Raw genomic sequence first — 23,364 nt, 5'->3', positions numbered from 1 at the left:
CAGGCATATGAGATATAAAACATTATGCACACTCGCTATAGTAGCACTGGCCGCCTGCCGCAAGGGCGATCAGGTAGTACCTACCGTGGAAACACCTGTAACAACGCCAACTCCCAATTCCGCTATTGCAGGATTCTATCTGCTGAATGAAGGAAATATGGGTACCAACAAAGCTTCCCTCGATTATTTCGATTACCATACCGGGTTTTATAACAAGAACGTATATACGAAAATAAATCCCGATGTGGTGAAAGAGCTCGGCGATGTAGGAAATGATATTCAGATATATGGCGCCAAAATGTACGCCGTTATCAACACCTCCGATAAGGTGGAAGTAATGGAAGCCACTACTGCCAAACGTCTTGGGCAGATCAATATTCCCAACTGCCGCTATGTTACTTTCGCTAACGGTAAAGCCTATATCAGTTCTTATGCAGGCCCTGTGCAGATCACACCCAACGCACCTATTGGTTACGTAGCAGAAGTAGATACTGCTACATTACAAATCACCCGCAAGGTGATTGTGGGTTATCAACCGGAAGAAATGGCCGCAGTGGGCAACAAGCTTTATGTGGCTAATTCAGGCGGCTACCGCGTTCCGAATTACGACAGTACCGTATCTGTGATAGATCTGACTACTTTTAAAGAGATAAAGAAAATAGATGTGGCCATTAACCTCGACCGGCTAAAGGCTGATCAATATGGCGATATCTATGTCACTTCCCGGGGCGATTACCGGAAAATTCCTTCCAGGCTTTTCCTCATCGACACCCAAACCGATGCCGTGAAACAGCAGTTCCCTATTGCAGCGAGCAACCTCTGGATCTCCGGCGACACAGCCTATGTATACGGATCTGAATACAACTACAATACCTACAAATGGACGATCACCTATAACATGCTCAATGTAAAAACGAACACACTGTTGAATAAAAATTTCATCAGCGATGGTACAGAACAATCCATCCGTATGCCATATGGCGTTGCCGTAAATCCTGTTACGAAGGAGATACTCGTTGCTGATGCCAGCGACTTCGTTTCTTCCGGTACGCTTTACTGCTTTGATCCTTCCGGCAAAAAGAAATGGTCGGTGATCACCGGCCAGATCCCCGGACATATCGTATTCAGGCGCTAATCCAGTCACTATTCCATCTATCATTAATCAATAACACAATCATGAAAAAAAGGTACTTACTTGCTTTTATGTTAACTGCCATTATCGGAGGAAGTTGTTCCAAAGAAGACAGGGTTTCTATCAATACCCCGGACGAAGCGACGGCAGACCGTATGAAATGGCTGAAAATAAGCCCTTCTGTTAACGCGTCCGACAACGCGCAATACACCTGGACCTGGGGAAATGATACCATCGGTACTTCCCGTAACCTGATGTATGCTTTCGATTCCACCGGCAGCTTCTCCATTCAGCTGACAGTTACCAATGGCAACAGCGTAGTGGCCACCAAAAGCATTAAAGTAAATGTAAGCGCCCCGGCTACTGCCTACAAAAATGCAGTCACCAAAGTATTCGACTTCTTCCCTGCTCCCGGCCAGTTTGTGAATAAACTGCCGGAATGGAAAACAGGCGATAAAGATCAACAAATGGCAGATCATGCCCTTGCCGCACTGGCACAGGAAAATATTGTCACCCTTGGCGGCTTCGGCGGCTATGTGGTAATGGGCTTCGATCATACCATTATCAACAAACCAGGTAAAAAAAATCTCCTCATACTTGGCAATGCATTTCCTAACAATGCTGAACCAGGCGTTATCATGGTATCGGCAGATGTAAACGGCAACGGACTGCCGGATGATGAATGGTATGAAATTGCGGGCTCTGAATACAACAACCCCAAAACCATCAAAAACTACCAGATCACCTATTATAAACCGGACGAAAACAAAGCCAAAGTAACAGACCCAAACGATACCTGGTCCAGCGATCTGCAATACATCCGTTGGGAAGATAACCAGGGCAAATCAGGCTACCTGACCAAAAACGTATTTCACGACCAATCCTATTATCCGCTGTGGAAAGGCAACAGCATTACCTTCACCGGTACCCGCCTGCCCGATGATCAGATCAAAAACACTTCCTCTGATCCAAACATGCAGTACTGGGTATCTCCGGCTTTCCCCTGGGGATATGTAGATAACGTTGCCAACGACGATGAAAATGCCAAAATAAAACTCGACTGGGCAGTCGACAAAAACGGCAAACCGGTAAAACTTTACGGTATTGATTTCATCAAAGTGTACTCCAGCATTCGTAAAGAAGCCGGATGGTTAGGTGAGAATTCTACCGAAGTAGGAGGCGTAAGGGATTTGAATCTGAAATAGTTTTTAGTCTTTAGTAAAATGCAGCGGAGATCACAATATAATGTGATCTCCGCTGCATTTTACTAAAGGCTAAAAACTAAAAGCTAAAGACTGTTTCTCATCTCCTTTGCGGCCTGCACCATGTTTTTCAGTGCAACCGCTGTTTCAGGCCACTTGCGGGTTTTCAGGCCACAGTCGGGGTTTACCCAAAGGTTCTTCGCAGGAATTGTTTCCGCTGCCTTCTTCAGTAACAGTATCATTTCTTCTGCAGATGGTTGCCGCGGGGAGTGAATGTCGTATACACCCGGTCCTATTTCGTTGGGGTATTTGAATGCAGAGAAAGCATTCAGCAGCTCCATTTGTGAGCGGGATGTTTCGATGGTAATAACGTCCGCGTCCATGGCAGCGATGTGTTCAATGATATCGTTGAACTCACTGTAGCACATGTGGGTGTGGATTTGTGTTTCGTCTTTCACACCACTGGCGGCGATCCGGAAGGCCTGTACTGCCCATTCCAGGTAGGTGGTCCAGTTTTCTTTTCTCAGCGGTAACCCTTCGCGGATGGCGGGCTCGTCGATCTGAATAACACGTATGCCGGCTTTTTCCAGTGCCACTACTTCATCGCGGATAGCCCAGGCGATCTGGTTGGTAGTAACAGAGCGGGGTTGATCGTCTCTCACAAACGACCATTGCAAAATGGTAACCGGTCCTGTAAGCATCCCTTTCATAAGACGCTGCGTTTGTGCCTGTGCAAAGCTGCTCCAGCGCACCGTCATATCTGCAGGACGGCTCACATCACCGAATATTACCGGTGGCTTCACACAACGGCTGCCGTAGCTTTGTACCCAGCCATGCTGCGTGAACAGGAATCCTTCCAGCTGTTCCCCGAAATATTCTACCATGTCGTTGCGCTCGTATTCTCCATGTACCAGTACATCCAGACCAATTTCTTCCTGCCAGCGTATCACGGATACGGTAGCTGCTTCTATCGCAGCTTCGTATTCACCGATGGTCAGTTCGCCTTTTTTCAGCCGGGCTCTTAACTGGCGTATATCATCCGTTTGCGGGAAAGATCCGATGGTAGTAGTTGGAAACAGCGGTAATCCGAACTTCCGTTGCTGTATTTGCTGACGGGCAGCGAAATCGCTTTTCCGGCGGGCGTCTGCGGCCGTAAAGGCAGCTACTCTTTCTTTCACAGCGTCGCGATGAATCAGGGCAGATACCGCACGCTGGCGGATAGCTTCCTGATTCGCAGCTAACAGCGATTGGTTGCCTTTTACTATCTCCCGTAACTCTCCTAACTCCTGTAATTTCTGTTTGGCAAATGCCATCCAGTTCCGGATTTCCGGCAGTATGTCTGTTTCGTTATCAAGGTCGCAGGGCACGTGCAGCAGCGAGCAGGAAGGAGCCAGCAGCACACGATCTTCACCCAGCGCGGCGATAGCCTTACCTATCAGCTGCAGCGACTTTTCATAATTATTCTTCCAGATATTGCGGCCGTCGATCACGCCTAATGACAACCGGAGATTAGTAGCGGCGATACCGGTTTGCAGGATATCATCGAGCTGCGACGGACAACGTACCAGGTCGAGGTGCAGGGTTTGCACCGGCAAATTCAGCACAGTTGGCAGGTTATCGCCATAGCATTCGAAGTACGACGATAATATAATATGCCGTGCCGGAAACCGTTGATGCAGCTGCTGATATACCTGGCTGAATATATGCCGTACATCGGCGTCCAGGTTCAATGACAAACAAGGCTCATCCAGCTGTATAACGTCTGCCCCTGCTGACGTAAGTTCAGCCAACACCTGAATGTACACTGGCAGTAGCTTGTCGATCAGCGACAACCTGTTGAAGTTTGCCGTCTTTTCCTTACCCAGCAACAGGAACGACACAGGTCCCAGCAATACCGGCTTGGCAGCATAACCTGCAGCCCTGGCTTCGCGGAATTCTTCCACTACTTTGTGGGAATAGTAACTAAAATCCTGACCAGCGCTGAATTCCGGCACGATATAGTGATAATTCGTATCGAACCATTTAGTCATTTCCATGGCGGTGATATCGTGCCCGTTCTGCTGATACCCTCTTGCCATCGCAAATAAAAGGTCTGCTTCATTGATGGATTCATTCCTCAGCACCTCATAACGGGAAGGAATGGCGCCTACCATCAGGGCTGTATCAAGCACCTGGTCGTACAGGGAGAAATCGTTACAGGGGATCAGGTCTATGCCCTGTGCCTGCTGTAGTTTCCAGTTTTCTAAACGGATATGCTTTGCCGTTTCCTGCAGTTCCTGCAGGGTAATTTTTCCGGACCAATAGCGTTCATTGGCCTTCTTCAACTCACGATGGCTACCTATCCTCGGATAGCCCAGATTGTGAATAATCATTACTGTGTGTTTAAAAGTGATACATGCTGTTTAAGTCCTTGTATCTACTACAGTAATACTTTACGGGAGATGTGAAACAGGTGGGAAAAGGTAAAATGCGATCATACCACAGGCTGCCTCGTAGTAACCGGGCACACCTGTTCCGGGTGATGATCACTTACCGAAACCAGACATGCCTCAGTCCACGAAAGCATTGTCAAAGTAAGATAAAGGCAGGTCTCCTGGCTCGCCTGACCGGTAAACGCCTTCCCATTCCGTGGAGGAACAGTGGCATTGTTGTTTACTGGTTGCAGCAAATTTGCTGCTCAGACTTACAGTTGCGGGACAGCCTGTGATTTGCACACAGTTCCCTTTTAATCCCGCCATCCGGCGGGAACCATTATCTGCTTCGATTAGTAATACATAAAGAACAGGCCGCGAAGATAATAAATCCCCGTATCGTTTATCTTTTATTTTAAAAGCAGGCACAACAATTATAGTTCAATAGGAAAAAAGAAAAAAATTCCACTCAATTACTTACTTTAGTGAGTAAATCGAGAATCCAGTGAGCAATGAAGATGTCGTTTTGCTGAGGAAGTTACAGCAGGGAGATACTGGGGCATTTATTACTTTATACAACCAATATCATCCGTCGCTTTACACTTATATTCTCCACTTCATTAATATCCCTGAACTTGCAGAAGATGTACTGCAGGAGGTATTTACCAAGATCTGGGAGATAAGGGAGCGGATCAATCCTGAGCTGTGTTTCAGCGGCTATCTTTACCGTATTACCCGTAACCGTGTATTTAAATTACTGAAGAAGATATCGGCCGACGAGCAACTCCGGACGCAAACGATGCAGGAACTGCACCGGCAAACCGAAGATGCGGATACCCGCCTGCTTTGGAAGCAATACGAATCCCTTTTGCATGAAGCCATTGCCCAGCTTCCCCCTCAGCGCCAGCGTGTTTTCAGGCTGTGCAGGGAGGAAAGTAAAAGTTATGAGGAAGTGGCTACGGAACTGGGGATTTCCAGGAATACTGTGAAAGAGCATATGGTCTTGGCGATGAGGAGTATACAGTTTTTTTTGTATAAGCATACGGATGGGGTGTTTCCCATCCTCTTATTTTCCGCGATGATCTTAAGCTACGAAAAAAATTAAAAAAATTTTTCTTACCGACCCACCCTATTCTCTTCCCCCGGGATAGTATTATATATGCCCGTAGAAAAGAACAGTGAATATTATCAACTATTGCTACAACGCTGGCAGCAGCGCAAATGCAGTCCGGACGAGGCACTGGAACTAATGGACTACCTGCAGCAGAACGGCGCCAACCGGATCCTGCTGAGCGAAATGCAGGCAGCTTTCTACCAGGTGAAACCGGACGGCTCCCCCGACTCAGGCGAATACAGTGCCCGGGTCAGGGAGGAACTGCTGAAACGCATTCAATCGACCCCGGTAAAGCTTATGCCCCCGGGGCACCAGAACAGAGCCCGGTTCAGATACGCGGCCGCGGCGGCAATAGTGATAGGTATATCTCTCCCTACAGCATGGTACATCTGGCAAAAACAAACAAAAGGGCAAAAACCAATAGCGGCCAAAACAGCCACCCCAACGGATGTATTACCCGGCAAAAACAAAGCAGTACTGACGCTGGCCAACGGCGAAAAAGTGGTGCTCGACAGCACGGGTATGCAGCAACTGGCACAACAGGGTAACAATACCACCGTGAATAAAAACGGGCAACTGGTATATATAGCCTCTTCCAATGATTCGCAAAGCCCGGTGTATAACACCCTCACTACGGCCGCGGGCGAAGCCTTTCCACTCGTGCTGGCCGATGGCAGCCGCGTATGGCTGAACGCAGCCTCCTCTATCAGGTTCCCGGTAAGCTTTAGCAGTAATGAGCGGGTAGTGGATCTCAGCGGCGAAGCCTATTTCGAAATCAGGAACGACGCACACCGGCCCTTTCGCGTTAATGTGAATAAAATGTCGGTAGATGTGCTGGGCACCAGCTTCAACATCAACGCCTATCCCGATGAAAACACCATTAATACCACTCTTCTCGAAGGAGCGGTGAAAGTCAACAGCGGTAATAATAACCTGCAACTGGCCCCCGGTGAACAATCACAGGTAAGCATAAACGGAAATATACGGAAGATAACCGGCGTCAACACCGGGGAAATCATCGCCTGGAAAGATGGATACTTCCAGTTCGAGAATACGGATTTAACCAATGTATTAAAGCAATTCTCCCATTGGTATAATGTAGATATAGTGTACGAAGGTCATGTAAAACCAAGAAAATTCTTTGGCATGATCAGCAGAAACAGTTCACTGATGAATGTATTAAAGATGCTGAACGCAAACGACGTAGCCTTCCGGCTGGAAGGCAGGAAACTGATCGTTCAGGGAGAAAAATAAAAACGGGAATTAAGTATTAAGGGGAATTGGCTGCTACCTGTAAGCAAGCCAATAAAGCAACCAAACCATTTATCTAAATCAAAATTCAGCAGAAGTATGTCATTAAGTACTATTGCCTGTACCCGGTATGCAAGGAACCGGCGCTCAACCAAATTACTAAAGATCAGTACACTCCTCGCGTTGTTCTGCATTGCTGCATCGGCGCAGGCAGAACAGACAAAGACACAGGTGGTAAGCCTGTCGCTCAAAAACGCTACCGCCAAAGAGCTGTTCCGTGAAATCAACAAACAAACGGGGCTCAATATCCTGGCGGATGAAGCAGTACTGGAAAAAAGCGGCAAAACATCCCTCACTGTCACCAACATGCCTGTCGGCGAAGCGTTGAATCTTTTTGTACGCAACCAGCCCTTTACCTATTCCATCGAAGGAGGGGCCATTGTGATTAAGGCAAAGCCTGTAACACAGCCCGCCACTACTCCCCCACCACCGGTGGAAATTCATGGGATAGTGACCGGCGACAAAGGACAACCGCTGCCCGGAGCTACTGTGGCCATAAAAGGCACCAGCACCGGTACTATCACCAAAGCGGATGGTAGTTTCGTGATCAACGCCAATCCCGGAGAAACACTGGTGATCAGCATGATGGGATACAAGAACATCTCTGTCAAATTTGATGGTAAGAACACCTCCCTGAAAATAAACCTGGAATCAGATGTTTCTCATCTGAATGATGTGATCGTAGTAGGTTATGGTACCGCAAAGAAAAAAGACCTGACCGGTTCCGTAAGCTCCATCAACAGCGATCAGATGAACACCGGTGGCGTTACCAGCAACGCCGCACAGGCAATACAGGGCCGTGCAGCCGGTGTGCAGGTGAGCCAGTCGAACGCAGCGCCGGGCGGACAAACCATCGTTCGCATCAGAGGCGGTAACTCCATCAAATCCACCAACGAACCGTTATATGTGGTAGACGGATTTCCCTCCGAAACCGGTAAAGATATCAACCCGAATGATATTGATGATATACAGATCCTGAAAGATGCCTCGTCGACCGCCATCTACGGCGCCCGTGGTGCCAACGGGGTGGTAATGATCACCACCAAAAGAGGCCGCTCCGGCAAACCTTCCATACAATACGATGGCTACTACGGTACCCAGCGGATCGTGAAGGAGTATGATAAAATGACCGGCCTGGAAAATATGCAGGTAACCAATGCCAAAGCCAATGAAAAAGGATTACCCAACTACTACTCTGATGCCGATCTGAACAGCGGCCGTAACAACGACTGGTTCAAACTGGCTACCAGACCCGGTATTGTGCAGAGCCATAACATCAGCGTGGCCGGCGGCGCAGGAAACGATCGCGTGGCATTATCTGCCAACTACTTCGATCAGGAAGGCGCCCTGAAAAATACAGACTACAAACGGTACTCCATTCGTCTGAACTACGACAAACAATTCACCGAACGCTTTAAAACAGGCGCCAGCGTATATGCGTCACATGCATATACCAACTTCAAAACCTATGATGGTAACATCGTTCCATCGAACGTAATGTATGGTATCCTCACCGCTTCACCGGCTATCCCGGCATACAATGCGGATGGCTCCTATGCCCGGTTCAAAGGCAGAGACAACCCGCTCGCATGGCTGCTGGCGCCCACGAACGACCGGTTCGAGAATAAGATGAACATCAACGTGTATGGCGACTTTGAGATCTTCCAGGGACTGAACTTCCGTGTGAACGGCGGTACCGAATATTTCACTACGAAAGAAGGTACCTATCTGCCCCGCGACCTGGTAGACGGTGAAAAAGTAGGCGGTAAAGCCAGCGTCAACGACCTGGCCAACTCCCGCAGCCTCGCAGAAGCTTACTTTACCTACAAGAAGATATTCAATACCGTTCACTCATTGAATGTAGTGGCCGGGGTATCTTATCAATACGACAGAAACGACCGCCACTATTCACAGGTACAGCGCTTCAGCACGGATGCTTTCCTGTATAACGCACTGGATGCGGGTACAGAAAGACTGGCCAGCGTGAGCTCCTCTATCGTGACGAAAATGACCTCTGCCTATGGCCGTGTGAACTATGGCTTCAAAGACAAATACCTGGCTACCTTTACTATACGCCGCGATGGTTCGTCACGCTTCGGTCCTAACCGCAGGTTCGGTTATTTCCCTTCCGGATCAGTAGCATGGCGCCTGGGCGATGAAGAGTTTATCAAAAACCTCAACGTATTCTCCAACCTGAAAATCAGGGGAGGTTACGGTATCACGGGTAACGACCGTATCCCTGATTACACCTACCTGGCAACCTTCGGACCTACCAATGTATCCCTGACCGATGGCAGTGGCAGTACCGGTGGCACAGTGGCCACCCGCCTGCCTAATCCGAACCTTCAGTGGGAAAGCACCGCGCAGCTGGATCTGGGTGTGGACATGGGCTTTGCTCACAACCGTATCAACGTTACGCTCGATTACTACCGCAAGAAAACCAATAAACTGATCTTTGATGTACCCATCGGCGATTGGAATGGCTTTTCTTCACAGATCGTAAATACCGGAGAACTGGAAAACAAAGGACTGGAGCTGGCTATCAATACAGAAAACATACGCGACGGCCAGTTCACCTGGAACACTACGCTGAATATCGCCTACAACAAACAGAAAGTGCTTGACCTGGGCGGCAGGCCGTACATCATCACCCAAACAGCCAACCTGTACGGCGGGCGTGGTATGGACTTTACCAGGCTGGAACCCGGGCAGGAGCTGAGTGCCTTCTATGGCTATGTGTACGATGGCGTCATCAAAACGGGGGAAGCGCATCCCGCACAACCACTGTCTAAGCCCGGTGATCCGAAATTCAAGGATATCAGCGGCCCGGATGGTAAACCAGATGGAATCATCAATGCCAACGACCGTACTTACCTCGGCCACGCCAACCCTCATTACATCTATGGTATCAGCAACGATTTCAGCTACAAGAATTTCGATCTGACCATTTTCCTGCAGGGCGCTCTCGACTACAGCCTGTATAATGGTACCCGGCTGGTATTGGAATCCGGCCCCGGTAAAGATGCGCTGCACAGATGGACTACCACCAACGAAAACACTGACATCCCCAGAGATGGCTATGCTATTGCTTACGGCAGTCTGATGAACTCCCGCTTCGTGGAGAATGCATCTTACCTGCGTTGTAAAATGGTGATGCTGGGATACAATATTCCGGTGGCTAAAACTTTCCTGAAAGCGATAAGGGGTATTAAAGTATATGGTTCCGTGCAAAACCTGTTCACCATTACGAAGTACACCGGTTCCGATCCGGAAGTAAACAGTAACCTTAACAGCAGCGGAAGTAACGCCAACCTGTCGTCTGGTCTGGATTACACCGCATTCCCGGCTTACCGGACCTTTACTGCCGGACTTAAAGTAAACTTTTAATCTGCAATTTTCGAACGTATGAAATACGCATATATCACACTGGCTGCTTTACTTATCGGCGCTTCTTCCTGCGAGAAGACAGTAGAGCCCAAGGTATACAGCCTGCTTACCGACCAGAACGCATTTATTACACTGAGCGACGCCAAAGCCGCCGTAACAGGTGTTTACTCCCGGTTGAAACAGCCCAGTGGCAAAAACGACTCCTGGATGTACTATGCAGGGTTCCAGGTAACCATCTCCGACCTGACCACCGATATCGGCCACGCCAGCTCCGGCGGGGATGTGGGCCTGATGTCCGACTGTCAGTGGTCGCCCAACAATACCTATCTGGCATTCGCCTGGACCCATCAGTACAAGCTGGTAACAGATGCCAATATGGCCCTGTACTATATTCCCCGCATGCCGGTGCTGACCGACGCACAGAAAAATCAGTTCACAGCAGAACTGCGCTTCCTGCGTGCGCTCGGTTACGTGGACCTTACAGATGCATTCGGACCAGTAATACTGGTAGATGAAAAAACTGTAGAGCAGAATAAAATCAATCCAAACTACGAAGCCGCTCTTCCGCTCACACCGGTTGCCGACATCAATAAGTTCATCATCAGCGACCTGGAATTTGCTGCGCAAAATCTTCCTACCGACTATAAAAACAACGCGATCTATAACACCAGCATTGATGTAGGTCGTGCTACCAAAGGCGCCGCCCTTTCCCTGTTGTGCAAGCTGTACATGCGCGAACACGAATGGCAGAAAGCACTCGATCTGACCACGCAGGTGATGGCGCTGGGATACGGCCTGTATCCGACTTACGCAGGACTGTTTGCAGAAAAGAACAAATGGTGCCAGGAAAATATCTTCAATGCGCTGGCCGATCCTTTATCCGACGCCGTAGAGATCATGAACCACTTCGGGCCTATCAATAACCCGCAGGTGACCGACAGGTGGCAATATTTTGCCTGTACCTGGTATTTCTGGAATACGTTCGCTGCCAACGACGATCGTAAGCAGATGTTCTACTACGACTACACCGGCACCGACGGTCTTCACTACATGCAGGCGCCCGCCGGCCAAACCAAACCTCCGGCAGGGTTCTATTACATGCCTGACGTAGCGTCCACCAAATTTGCAGACCCTCACGGCTCCACCACCTACTACGATGGCCACGTGTTCCCGATACTCCGTTATGCAGATATCCTCCTTTGCAGAGCTGAGGCGCTGAATGAGCTGAGTGGTCCCAATGCAGAAGCTATCGGTCTGATCAACCAGGTAAAGGCCCGCTCTCATGCCGATCAGCTGGGCGCTCCGGGCACCTTTACCAAAGATGCACTGAGAGATGCCATCCTGCAGGAACGCGGCTGGGAGTTCTTCTTTGAATGTAAACGCCGCCAGGATCTGATCCGCATGAATAAGTATCAGAACGTGGTGAACACTTATCTTTCTACGGTGAAGCTGGTGCCTTCCATCGCCATGCCGAGGGATAAATACTTCCCCTATCCGCAGGCGCAGGCCGACCTGAATAAAAATCTCAGTAACGCCGACCGCCGCCAATAAACCAGAATGCGTATCTTATCAGGAAAGAACTGATCATGCAAATCAACAGATGGAATAAACAACCGTGCAAACTGCCACTGATATCAGTGGCAGCTGCATTGTTGCTGTTATGGCAATCATGCACAAACAGCGGCCAGGGAGATATTACAGAGATCAGGCTTACACCGCAGGGGCAAAACTCCCTGAAGGTAAAAGCCGGTATACAATGTACAGATACACTGGATGCCGCCGTTGAATACTGGCGCAGGGGCCATGAAGAGGAACGGACTATTACTCCCCTGTCTCTCCATCAACTTCATCACGATATTGTGCTGACCAATCTCCGGCCCTCCTGCGAGTACGAATACCGGGTGCTTACCGGCCATGGTAAAAATCTTCATAACAGTAAAGTATATACGTTTAATACCTCCGATCTGCCCATCTGGATGAAGGATATATTCAGTGTGTTTTGTCCGGATAGCAGCCTGGTGCCAGCCAGCTTCCGAAAGGGCTATGTGATGGTTTCCCGCAGGGATGATCCCGGCGTACTGTTTCTCGTGAATGCCAAAGGCGATATTGTATGGTACCACCAGGTGAGCGGTACCGGATTCAAAGTAGCACGCTTTACCGATCAGCATACCTTCCTGGGCTTACTGGGTGGCCCTGCTTACGAAACCAGCTATGGCGATCAGATCCTGGAACTTTCTCTCACCGGCGATACCCTGCTGAATCTCAAAAAAGGACAACAGGATTTCAAACAAACCATCCATCACGAAATATTACTCAATCCGGCTAACCAGCTGGTAACACTTTGTGTGGAGGAAAGAACAGCAGACCTGAGCAGCAAAGGTGGCAGCAAACAGGATACGGTGAAAGGAGATGGCATACTGGTGCTGGACCGTCAGGGAAAGCAGGTCTGGAAATGGACCGTTTTTGATGTACTGGATCCACTAACGGATAAGGATATACTGAAAGACAAAAAAGACTGGATGCATGCCAATTGCGTGGCATTTGATAAGGATGGTAATTACCTGATTTCTTTTTATAACAATGGACAGATTTGGAAGATAGATGCCCGCAGCGGCAAGCGCCTCTGGGCGTTTGGCAAGGGCGGTGATTTTCCGTTACCAGACAGTGTACTGTTTGATCAGGCGCATGCCGTTCATATCAACCAGCTGGGTCAGCTGATGTTCTTCGACAATGGGGTAAGCAAAAAGATTTCCCGCACACTGGCATTCGATCTTGATGAAGATAAAAAGCAGGCGAGGCTGGTCATCGACAGCAAACTGCCGCCTGAAAATTTCAATGAACGCATGGGCAGCAGCTACCTTGTGGGCGACAGCGCGCTGTTGCAATGCGCTACCAAAAGGAACACCGTTATACTAACCAACCAGCAGGGCAGATTTTTCTGGCTGTTAAGAACCGGTATCAGTTCTTACAGGGCCTCTTTTATTCCGGCAGAACAGGTAGCACCTTATGTGGCCCGGCCGGGTTACGAACACTGATGTTCACGTAAAAACAACACGCATGAGAAACTTACTAGTAGTAATGGGGCTGATTGGTATAGGAGGAGCTTTTATTATTTCTTCCTGCGGCTCAAATGTAGAAGGCAAATCAGCGGCGGCTACTCCGGCTGCCGCCGCCGCCAGTGAACCTTACATCACCATCGATACTTCCCTCATTCCGCACGACCAGTTCGGAGAATCTGTCCGCTACGGCCGCGAGCTGATGATCAATACCGCCAGGTACATTGGCCCCGAAGGAAGCGCCGGCAGGTTTGCAGGGAATAAAATGAATTGCAATAACTGTCATCAGGATGCAGGCACCAAGCCTTACTCTTTCAACCTGATGGCCTCCCACGAACATTATCCGCAGTACAGAGCCAGAGAAGGCAGAGTGCTGACCCTCGCAGAGCGGGTGAACAACTGCCTGACCAGGCCGCATAATGGTAAACCACTTCCGCTCGACAGCAAAGAAATGGTGGCCTTTCTTTCCTATCTGAAATGGATCAACACCTTTGTACCAAAGGGCAAACCTTTCAAAGGCGCTAAAAACAGGCAGCTCAACTTCCCGGATGAAGCAGCCAATCCGGAACGTGGCGCTACACTTTTCCAGGATAACTGTTCCCGCTGCCACGGACCAAACGGCGAAGGACAGCTAACGGCCGATAAAGCCACCTATACGTATCCACCGTTATGGGGTAGCCAGTCGTACCAGCCCGGCTCCAGCATGCACCGTGTCATCAAACAGGCCGAATGGCTGAAAAACAATATGCCTTTCGATAAAACTGCCGACGGCAAACCATTCCTCTCTGATAAAGACGCCATGGACATTGCCGCATTTGTGAACAACGACAACATCCACAACCGTCCGAATCCCAAAAGCTTCGATTATCCGCATATATCGGAAAAAGCGATCGATTACGACCACGGACCATTTGCAGATACTTTTTCTATAGCACAGCATAAATTCGGTCCCTATCAGCCGATAATCGATTATTGGACTGCACAGGGGAAGAAAGCGAGTTATTAAAGAATTAAGAATAGGGAATGTGGAATTAAGAAATGAAGCGAAGATATTAGCGGATATGGTTGTTAATCGCTAATATCTTCGCTTCATTTCTTAATTCCACATTCCCTATTCTTAATTCTTCACCACCCCGGATTCTGCACCAGTTTCTTATCCCTGTCTATATCAAATTGCGGGATCGGGAACAGGTAATGTTTCTTTTGAAAAACCCGTGTTTCAAAAACTGTTTTCTGGTAAAAGCTTATATCGGTCAGATTGGTACCGGCATCTACATTCATGCCGTAGAATGGGCCGCCATCGGTTTGCTCGGCAATTTTCCAGCGGCGGGTATCAAAGTAGCGATGACATTCGAATGCCAGCTCCACGCGGCGTTCGCGGCGGATGCGTTCCCGCATATCGGCCTGGGATAAGCCGGATGGCAGGTCCGGGATACCGGCGCGGTTGCGGATAGCGTTTACGTATTTCAGGATGTCCGGATTACCAGGTTGTGATTCGTTCAGTGCTTCTGCATAGTTCAGGTACATTTCACCCAGCCTGAAGAGCACAAAAGGCCGGTATACATAGCGGCCGAGGCGCGGGTAGGTATCAGGATGATAATTCTTACGCACGAGATAGCCGGTACGGGAATAGTCGTAGGAGCCTCTTTTGCCCGTATTGCCGGTATTAAACAATTCCACTTTCTTCTCTCCCTCACTCTTATTAAACCAGGTCATTCCGTTATAGGTGATGCACACATAAAAACGGGGTTCCCTTCCCACATACATGTTGTAAGTACCTGATTTGGTATAACGGGTATCGGCAGTGGAGAAACCGGTGGCCACATAACCGGAGCCTGTTTCATCGATGGTTTTGCCATTCTCCATAAAAAAGGCATCCACTATTTGCTGGGTAGCGCCAATGCCGCTCCAGCCGCCGGCAAAACGGGGAGAGCTGTGTACTTCCCACTGATCTACCGAATTGGCGGCGCGTGCAAAAATCACTTCCTTGTTCCAGGGCGACATCACCGCATCTCTGCAGGAAGTAAACGGATCGTAGCTGCCATCTGATGCGTTTACCCTGTACAGCTGGAACAGATTCAGATCTATCACTGCCTTAGCAGCATCAGCAGCTTTCGCCCATTTAGCCGGATCATAGGTAGTATTGGTCAGTTGTTTGCCATCCTGATTAACAAAGCTGGCATAGTCGGCATTACCGTTGAACAACGGGCTCGCGGCATAGAGGAACATTCTTGCTTTGACCGCCATAGTTACGGGTTTGGTAATGCGGCCGTACTCCAGCTCGTCCGACTGCTGCATGGGCAAATCCTGCCCGGCTTTATCCAACTCCGTGGCAATGAAATTCACACACTCATCGTAGTTAGCACGTGGTATCTGGGTTTGATCGAAAGGCACATCCGGCGCCAGGATAGATTCGCCCAGCAATGGCACGGGGCCATACTGACGTATCAGGCAGAAATAGAAATAAGCGCGGAGGAAGCGTGCTTCCGCTTTATATCGTTTGATAAGGTCTGCTCCGCCGGGCTGGTCCAGGATTTCCTTGCACCTGTTCACGTTTTCCATAAAATAGGTAGCCGAACGGATTCCCTTGTAATAGCTGGTCCAGAAATCGAAAAATCCGGAAGTCGGGTCCCAGCTGCCCAGGTTCATAAAATAAGTATTATAGCCGGCCCTGGCCCAGGTCATGTCGGCTTCGTCGGAACAGCCCTCCCATGGATTATCTGTCCATTGATTACTCTCGTCCCTTACATAGGAATATACGTTAGCAAGATATTGTTCCGTAGTTTTTTTCCTTGTAAAGATCTCATCGATGGTAATGCGGTCATCGGGCACCTGGTCGAGGAAGCCTTTCTTACAGGCACCTGCTATTATGAACACCAGCACCAGCACTATATATTTTGAAATCATTTTTTTCATCCGGGTAGATTTAAATAGCGGTTATTAAAACTGAAACGATGCCCCAACTGTGTAGGTAGTCAACTGAGGATATTTGGTACCGCGGCCTTCGCCCAATTCCACATCCCACAGCTTAAACGGACTGAAAGTAAGCAGGTTGTAGCCCAGCATATATATCCTGGAACGTTGTACACCTATCCGTTTCAGCCAGTGCTGAGGCAGGGTATAGCTGACCTCTGCATTCTTAAGCCGCAGATAGCGGCCATTCTTTATCCACCAGGTACTGGCCTTGTAGTTATCGTTCACTTCACCGAACGACAGCCGCGGGTAAAAGGGGTGTGGATTGGGATTATCGGGTGTCCACCGGTCGGTGACTACATCCATCAGGTTTCCCCTGGTACCACCCTGCTGAAAGGGAACGAAGCCTTCACCATAGGTGTAGATATCTACATTGGAAATTCCCTGGAAGAACATACCAATAGCAAAATTTCTCCAGGCTGCATTGATACCGAAGCCATATACGATTTCAGGAATAGAGCCATAACCGATGGGGGCCTGATCGTATGCATTGATGACACCATCGCCGTTGATGTCTTTGAATTTGATATCGCCGGGTCTTACATTTCCGTTCTGTACCGGGCTTTTCAGAATTTCTGCCGAATCGCTGAATAAACCTTCAGCGATGTATCCGAAGCGCTGGCCGATCTTCCTTCCTTTTCTTTCGAGGTAAGGATAAGCCCATGGTGGTAAGTCGTCATCAATTACCTTATTACGGTTGAAGGTGAAGTTACCTTTCAGGGCCAGCTGCACCTCTCCGATCTTCCTGTTATAGTCCACCGAAATGTCGATGCCTTTGTTCTCCGTTTTACCGAGGTTGCCATAAGGATTGCTACGCAATCCGATGATAGCCGGAATAGACGAACGGCGCAGGAAGATGCCGGTGCGGCTTTCCTTGAACAGGTCTACCTGCAGATTCAGACTGCCTTTCAGGGTGGTAACTTCCATGCCCAGGTTCGTTTTCCGGGCTGTTTCCCAGGTTACGTCCGAAGCATACTCTCCGATATCATACCCGTCGAATTTATTGTTTCTGTCTTTGCCAAAGGTGTAACCATTGGTAGACGCTACTATCGGGATATAAGCGAAGCGGCGCACATTATCGCCGTCCAATATCTCCCCGTTACCCACTAATCCATAAGAAAAGCGGAACTTGAGGAATTGCACCGCATTGGTCAGCGGTTTGAAAAAATTTTCTCCCGACACTACCCAGCCCAAACCGGCGGAAGGAAAGAAGCCATAACGTCTGTTGGGAGAAAAAGTTTCAGAACCGTTGTATCCGAAATTCACTTCTGCCAGGTACCGGTCATCGAACGAATAGGTAGCCCTGCCCGCCAAACCTCGCTGCCTGCGGGGAATAGAGCCGATGAAATCATCTTTGAAGGCATCGATTTTATCGCTCTGGTTGTACAGCAGTAATCCGCCTACGCGATGTTTTCCGAAAGCATTATCGTAGTTGAGGGCGGTTTCTGTATAAAACTGCCGGTTTCCTCCGTTGCTGCGTGAATAAGACAGGTAATTAGTTCCGATACGTGTCTGATCAAAGATGAGCTGTCCGTTGGCATCGCGGCCGGTAGCCAGCCAGTTATCCACTGTTTTCGTACGTGCCATCCGGTGTTCGTTATAGGTATCGAAGGAGAACATGGAGGTAAAGGAGAGCCCTTTTACAATGAAGTCCAGATCCTGACGCAGGCGTATGTTAGAGAAGAGCTGATTCCGGAATTCGGTCACGTAGCCCGACTGTGTCAGCTGATCGTAGGGATTGGCCACCGAGCCGGTGCGCTGGCCGGCGATGCGCCCATCGGAGTACTTAGGCGGATGTACGATAGGCGGCAGGGTGATGGCAGATTCGAATATAGTGTTAGTGCCTGTACCGGGGAAGTTACCGTTGCCAATGTATCCCTGTACACCAAATTCCAGACGGGTAGTTTTAGTTACCCGCATGTTGAGGTTAGAGGTGAAGTTATAGCGGGTGAATTTGATATCGGAATTGTACCTGGCCAGGTCGTCGCGTTTGAACAACCCTACTTCATCGTAGTAGGAAACAGATACATAGTAGTTAGTAATATCGGTACCTCCTCTGAGGTTAACGTTAGCGCGTTTGTTGCTTCCGTGTTTGCGAAAAATTTCATTGATCCAGTTTACATTGGGATACAGCTCAGGATCTTCTCCGGAGGCAGTTTTGCGGATAGCCTCATCGGAATATTGCGCAGTTCCACCCCGGGTAAGATTTGCTTCGTTCGCCATCTTCATATAAGTAACACCATCGGCATACTTCGGCAGGCGGGTGAATTGGGTGATCCCTTTGTTCAGATCTGCATTGATCTGTACCTTCTGTGCCTTACCTGATTTGGTGGTAATCACGATTACGCCGTTGGCGCCTCTTACCCCGTAAACCGCAGTAGCAGAGGCATCTTTGAGGATATTGAAACTTTCAATGTCTTCAGGGTCGATATTGGAGAAAGGCCGTTCTATACCGTCTACCAGCACAAGCGGACGGCTGTTGGTAAATGTGGAGATACCGCGTATCCATACTTCCGCATCATCATAACCGGGCTCCCCGCTGCGCTGTACGCCCACGATGCCCGCCAGGCGGCCTGCAAGCAGGGTACTGAGGTTACGCACCGGTTGCTTCAGCTCTTCTACTTTTACACCTGTTTGTGCACCGATCAAACTTATTTTACGTTGCTTACCAAATCCTACCACCACTACTTCATTCAGGCCGCCTTCCTGCGCTTCCATAATCACATCCATCTCCAGCCTGTTGCGAACGGGCTGCAATTGTTTCTTATAGCCTACAAATGAAAACTCCAGCGTATCTAACGGTTCCGCATCTACGGAGTAACGCCCTACTGTACTCGTGACCATTCCCTTGCCGGTGCGGCTAACCCTCACTGTCACGCCGGGCAATGGATTGCCAATGGCATCCCGCACGGTACCGGAAATAACCACATCTGGCCGGGGTTTAGGCACCTCAATACGTGTTTCGGGTGCTTCCTTTTCGCTGTTGGAAACGATGAGATACTGTTTGCTGCTGATCTTACTGCAACGAAGCTGGCGACTGTTAAGCGCCTTATCAATTGCATGGATCAGCGGATTGGTTTCCAGCGAAAGCGACTGCCGGGAGATCTGAACACCATCGATCTGTTTATCGTTGTAAATAAACAGGATGCCTCTGGTCTTGTAAATCTCCTCCAGTGCCGTTTTCAATGTCAGCTGCGTATCTCGGATGACTTTCGGAGCAGGCGGCGTATAGCCGTTTTCGTTATAGCCACTGCCTGCAAAATTTTGCTGTGTGCCCGCGTCTGCGGCTAGTACGTTGGATACCAGGCATAGCAGTGCCAGGCCCCACGTAAGTGGAAGCAAATTCTTCATAACGGGATTGGATTTAACTGATTTTTATTAAGGTTCTTCTTTCATTGACACTGTTAGCTCATTTTCAACAATGCCATTTACACAGCATTTGATTATTTCAATTTTGGTTGTATAACGATTTGTTGATTATTCTTTATCACATCTACATGCATCATTATGGAGATCACCTTATACAGGCCGGCTTCATCACTGATAGCCACATGGCCACTGATACTGTTTTGTTCGAGTACTTCCGGGTTCCTGACCACTACCTGGTACCCATATACGACTTTTATAATCTCTGCGATTTCGGTAACAGAGGTATTATTAAAATCAAAAAATCCTTCTTTCATCATGCGATAGTAACTGCTATGCACAGTTTGACGGGTGGCAGTACCATTTTCATAGAATACGCCCTCATCCTGCTTCAACACCCATTCTTTTCCCGGCAATACCGCTTTCACCATTCCGTCGCTTACCGCTGCCGAAGCCATAGCCGGACTGCTGTTGACGATAAACGAAGTGCCCAGTACCACTATATTCATCTGTTGCAGATCAACTGTGAAGGGATTTTCCGCTTTCCGGGTTACTTCAAAATAAGCAGTCCCTTTCAATGCTACCTTTCTTGCATTACTTCTCTCATAGCTCAATGTGGCGCCTTTCAGCAGCCATACGCCCGTGCTATCGGGCAGCACGGCATGTAGCGGAGCAGCTTCATTATTCACCAATACCACCGGCGTAGCAGGCGACGACCTCCTGAAAAACCAGGCAGCCACACCAATTACCAGCAATATGGCTGCTGCCGCTGCGATCCGTGGCCACACCGATGCCTTTTTCCGCGTTGCGTGTACCGGCTGTAAGGCTGCCGACACGGCCTGCCAGCGCCGGGCGGTCTGCTCCGGGCTGATTCCTTTTATATATTCATAGTCCAGAATATCTTTTACCTGGAAAAAAAGCTGCTTATGCTGCTCGTTACTATTCACCCATTCCTGTACCAGCACGCGTTCTGCAGCGTCAGCATTCCCTTCTATAAACCTGACAATAAGATTAAAATCGAAGTCTTTTTCTTCCATGATATAATAAAGACGGATAAGTGAATAAAATCTACGTACGTGGACAAAAAAAATTTTTTGGGCGTGTTGCTAAAGGACAAACGACCAGACGAACAATTTTACTTTTCTGATACTGGAACGGAGTAGACGGATGGCTTTATACAGCTGTGTTTCTACAGTACGGGCGGATATCCCCATGATGCCGGATATTTCCCGGGTCTTCAGCCCGTCTTTATAACGCAGCTGGAGGATAGCGCGGCATTTGGGTGGAAGTTGTTCTATAGCATTCCATACCTGATGGTCGTCTCCCGCAAACAACAGGCTCTGTTTACCGTTTTCAGGGTCATACCAGGCTGCTTCGTCGAGGGATAATGAGGTGAGGGTTTTATCTACGTACCGCCGGTGTACCATTTCATGGCGTAAATGGTCTACACAACTGTTATGCACCGCTCTGAACAAGTATCCCTGCATGGTTTGCCTGATATCGCCGGCAATGCCTTTTTGCTGAAGCTGAATAAAAACATCCTGGATGATATCTTCCGCGGTTTCCCTGGTAACGTACTTACAGGCGTATCCGAGCAAACGGGGATAATACAGGAGAAACAGCTCGCCCAGCGCCTCCCTGCTGCCCTTCATCAGGGCTTCCCGGATAGTGATTTCGTTAATTTGTTTATTTTCCAAGGGTGTACCGCTTTGAAGAATAAATAGCGGCCTAACTTACACTTATTTACGGTGAGAACCAATATCCCCATTTGAATTTAATAATACTATGATAGATTAAAGTAATGCGGCACCTGCAGATTATTGTCTTAATTTTACGGTAGAAAAAGCAGCAGAATGGTAACTATTACGAATGCGACAGGCTACAACAGGAAACAGGAGATAGTAAACGGGCTCATACACGGGCTGGGGATCATATTCGGCATCAGCGCCCTGCCCATGCTGGCAGGTATTGCAGCCACACATGGCAATACACCGGGCATCGTAGGCGCCTGTATCTACAGTTTCTGTTTTCTTTTATTATTTACTAATTCCACCGTCTATCATTTATCGCAGGAGACAAGGGTAAAACGGCTCTTCCTCATTTTCGATCATATCAGCATTTACTTCCTGATTGCCGGCACTTACACGCCCTTTCTGCTGGTGTATATGAATAATGCCTTTGGTATCACGCTGCTGTCGATATTATGGGGGCTGACGCTGGTGGGCGTAATATTCAAATCCTGGTTCACGGGGAAATATGATATCATCTCCACGATTATTTACCTGGCCATGGGCTGGATCATGGTAGTAGGTGGCCGCAGGTTCTTCGATAGCCTGCCATTGTCCGTCATCGTTATGCTGGCCACCGGCGGCGGCTTATATACATTGGGCGTGGTTTTCTATATGTGGGATAAATATACGTATACCCATGCCGTATGGCACCTGCTGGTACTGGCAGCCGCCATCTGCCATTATGTGGCAGTGTTGCTGGCCATGTAATGCTTCTTTTTCCGGAACTCAGTAGGGTTAACGCCGGCATATTTCCGGAACGTGCGGTTCAGGTGACTTTCGTCTGTAAACCCAAGCTCCTCCACTATTTCACTCATCCGCATATTGCTGTATTGCAAACGGGTTTCCACCAGGCGTAGTTTGTAGTTGATAATATACCGCTGTATGCTTTCTCCCGTTAGTTTCTTCACATACTCACTAATATAATGTTGGGAGATGTTGAACCGGGCTGCCAGCTTTTCTATTCTGAGTTGCCCGGGAGAGTATATATGCTGATGAATATAGCTGAGTATTTCATTAGCGGTTTCATTGCCGGCTGCTCCTCTGGCAGGTTGCAGTTCGGCAACATTACGGGCCACAATCGTAATAATCGTATTCAGTAACTGCTGTATCACTTCATTACGCATCGTCTGATCCTGACCGTATTCGCGTACCAGCGCTTTTACCAGGGCATTTACCACCGGCTTATCGTCCATGTTACAGAGTATACAGCCCGGGAAATGATGATTATTTAAGAAGATGTATTCCAGCTTCCGGGCCCAATCGCCCATTCCGCCCCGCTCGTTGGCTGTTCGCTGCTGTTCCAGGAAAATACCATTGAACCGGATGAATACAAATGCAGTTCTGGTTTTAACTTTTGTGTAGTGCATATCCTGCGGCATCAGCAGAAACAGGTGCTCCGGTCCGTACTCAAATATATGCTGATTATTATGGAACGTACCCGTTCCACTCAGGATATATACCAGCTCGAAAAAACTATTCCGGTGTTGTCCCATCGGGCAGTGGTCTATATCTTCATACAGTATATCAAATGGCTTAAAAAGATTCAACACTTCCATAACCCTGATTTTTACAAAAGGTACCCCTGTTCGTACAAGAGCTCCCAACAAATTTATTGGAATTTT

15 protein-coding genes and 1 riboswitch are annotated in these 23,364 nt (G+C 48.7%); of the genes, 9 read left to right on the top strand and 6 right to left on the bottom strand.

Going from position 1 to position 23,364, the window contains the following annotated elements; genetic code table 11:
* Nucleotides 1-7 precede the first annotated feature (7 nt).
* Nucleotides 8-1,135 carry a DUF5074 domain-containing protein gene (locus tag UNH61_RS04480; protein ID WP_326990922.1) on the top strand — a complete coding sequence of 376 codons (1,128 nt, stop codon included), beginning with the start codon at nucleotides 8-10 and terminating at the stop codon, nucleotides 1,133-1,135.
* 41 nt (nucleotides 1,136-1,176) lie between these two features.
* Nucleotides 1,177-2,337: a PKD domain-containing protein gene (locus tag UNH61_RS04475; protein WP_326990921.1), complete on the top strand. Its 1,161-nt coding sequence runs from the start codon at nucleotides 1,177-1,179 to the stop codon at nucleotides 2,335-2,337.
* Between the two features lie 83 nt (nucleotides 2,338-2,420).
* Here UNH61_RS04475 and metE read toward each other — a convergent pair whose 3' ends face one another.
* A complete protein-coding gene (gene metE / locus UNH61_RS04470) occupies nucleotides 2,421-4,706 on the bottom strand; it encodes a 5-methyltetrahydropteroyltriglutamate--homocysteine S-methyltransferase (RefSeq protein WP_326990920.1) in 2,286 nt (761 codons plus the stop codon).
* Between the two features lie 193 nt (nucleotides 4,707-4,899).
* A riboswitch (cobalamin riboswitch) is annotated at nucleotides 4,900-5,102 on the bottom strand.
* A gap of 148 nt (nucleotides 5,103-5,250) precedes the next feature.
* Here metE and UNH61_RS04465 point away from each other — a divergent pair.
* The 6 genes from UNH61_RS04465 to UNH61_RS04440 all read left to right on the top strand — a co-directional run bounded on the left by UNH61_RS04465 (nucleotide 5,251) and on the right by UNH61_RS04440 (nucleotide 14,619).
* Entirely contained in the window at nucleotides 5,251-5,850 is a 600-nt protein-coding gene (locus UNH61_RS04465; protein WP_326990918.1) for an RNA polymerase sigma-70 factor, read from the top strand.
* A 54-nt stretch (nucleotides 5,851-5,904) separates the two neighbouring features.
* Complete coding sequence (locus UNH61_RS04460; protein ID WP_326990917.1) at nucleotides 5,905-7,113, top strand: FecR domain-containing protein; 1,209 nt, start codon at nucleotides 5,905-5,907, stop codon at nucleotides 7,111-7,113.
* Nucleotides 7,114-7,209: 96 nt separating this feature from the next.
* Nucleotides 7,210-10,557: a TonB-dependent receptor gene (locus UNH61_RS04455; RefSeq protein WP_326990916.1), complete on the top strand. Its 3,348-nt coding sequence runs from the start codon at nucleotides 7,210-7,212 to the stop codon at nucleotides 10,555-10,557.
* Between the two features lie 18 nt (nucleotides 10,558-10,575).
* Nucleotides 10,576-12,108: a RagB/SusD family nutrient uptake outer membrane protein gene (locus UNH61_RS04450; RefSeq protein ID WP_326990915.1), complete on the top strand. Its 1,533-nt coding sequence runs from the start codon at nucleotides 10,576-10,578 to the stop codon at nucleotides 12,106-12,108.
* A gap of 35 nt (nucleotides 12,109-12,143) precedes the next feature.
* Nucleotides 12,144-13,592, top strand: a complete 1,449-nt coding sequence (locus UNH61_RS04445; protein WP_326990914.1) for an aryl-sulfate sulfotransferase — start codon at nucleotides 12,144-12,146, stop codon at nucleotides 13,590-13,592.
* A 22-nt stretch (nucleotides 13,593-13,614) separates the two neighbouring features.
* Nucleotides 13,615-14,619, top strand: a complete 1,005-nt coding sequence (locus UNH61_RS04440) for a c-type cytochrome (RefSeq protein WP_326990913.1) — start codon at nucleotides 13,615-13,617, stop codon at nucleotides 14,617-14,619.
* A 119-nt stretch (nucleotides 14,620-14,738) separates the two neighbouring features.
* On the opposite strand, the gene UNH61_RS04435 is transcribed toward UNH61_RS04440, so the two are convergent.
* The 4 genes from UNH61_RS04435 to UNH61_RS04420 form a co-directional block, all read right to left on the bottom strand.
* Nucleotides 14,739-16,529: a RagB/SusD family nutrient uptake outer membrane protein gene (locus UNH61_RS04435; protein ID WP_326990912.1), complete on the bottom strand. Its 1,791-nt coding sequence runs from the start codon at nucleotides 16,527-16,529 to the stop codon at nucleotides 14,739-14,741.
* 24 nt (nucleotides 16,530-16,553) lie between these two features.
* The gene (locus UNH61_RS04430) at nucleotides 16,554-19,937 is read right to left on the bottom strand and encodes a TonB-dependent receptor (RefSeq protein WP_326990911.1); all 3,384 of its coding nucleotides are present in this window, start codon (nucleotides 19,935-19,937) and stop codon (nucleotides 16,554-16,556) included.
* Nucleotides 19,938-20,029: 92 nt separating this feature from the next.
* Nucleotides 20,030-20,989, bottom strand: coding sequence for a FecR family protein (locus UNH61_RS04425; RefSeq protein WP_326990910.1), 960 nt, complete (start codon nucleotides 20,987-20,989; stop codon nucleotides 20,030-20,032).
* A 69-nt stretch (nucleotides 20,990-21,058) separates the two neighbouring features.
* Nucleotides 21,059-21,649: an RNA polymerase sigma-70 factor gene (locus tag UNH61_RS04420; protein WP_326990909.1), complete on the bottom strand. Its 591-nt coding sequence runs from the start codon at nucleotides 21,647-21,649 to the stop codon at nucleotides 21,059-21,061.
* 156 nt (nucleotides 21,650-21,805) lie between these two features.
* Here UNH61_RS04420 and UNH61_RS04415 point away from each other — a divergent pair, with 156 nt between their 5' ends.
* Nucleotides 21,806-22,450, top strand: coding sequence for a hemolysin III family protein (locus UNH61_RS04415; RefSeq protein WP_326990908.1), 645 nt, complete (start codon nucleotides 21,806-21,808; stop codon nucleotides 22,448-22,450).
* Here the strand turns inward: UNH61_RS04415 and UNH61_RS04410 are convergent.
* Complete coding sequence (locus tag UNH61_RS04410) at nucleotides 22,423-23,298, bottom strand: AraC family transcriptional regulator (RefSeq protein WP_326990907.1); 876 nt, start codon at nucleotides 23,296-23,298, stop codon at nucleotides 22,423-22,425. The genes UNH61_RS04415 and UNH61_RS04410 overlap by 28 nt on opposite strands.
* Nucleotides 23,299-23,364 lie beyond the last annotated feature (66 nt).

This window comes from Chitinophaga sp. 180180018-3 (assembly GCF_037893185.1).
Classification (GTDB): Bacteria; Bacteroidota; Bacteroidia; order Chitinophagales; family Chitinophagaceae; genus Chitinophaga.
This window is presented reverse-complemented; position numbering and strand designations above follow the sequence as displayed.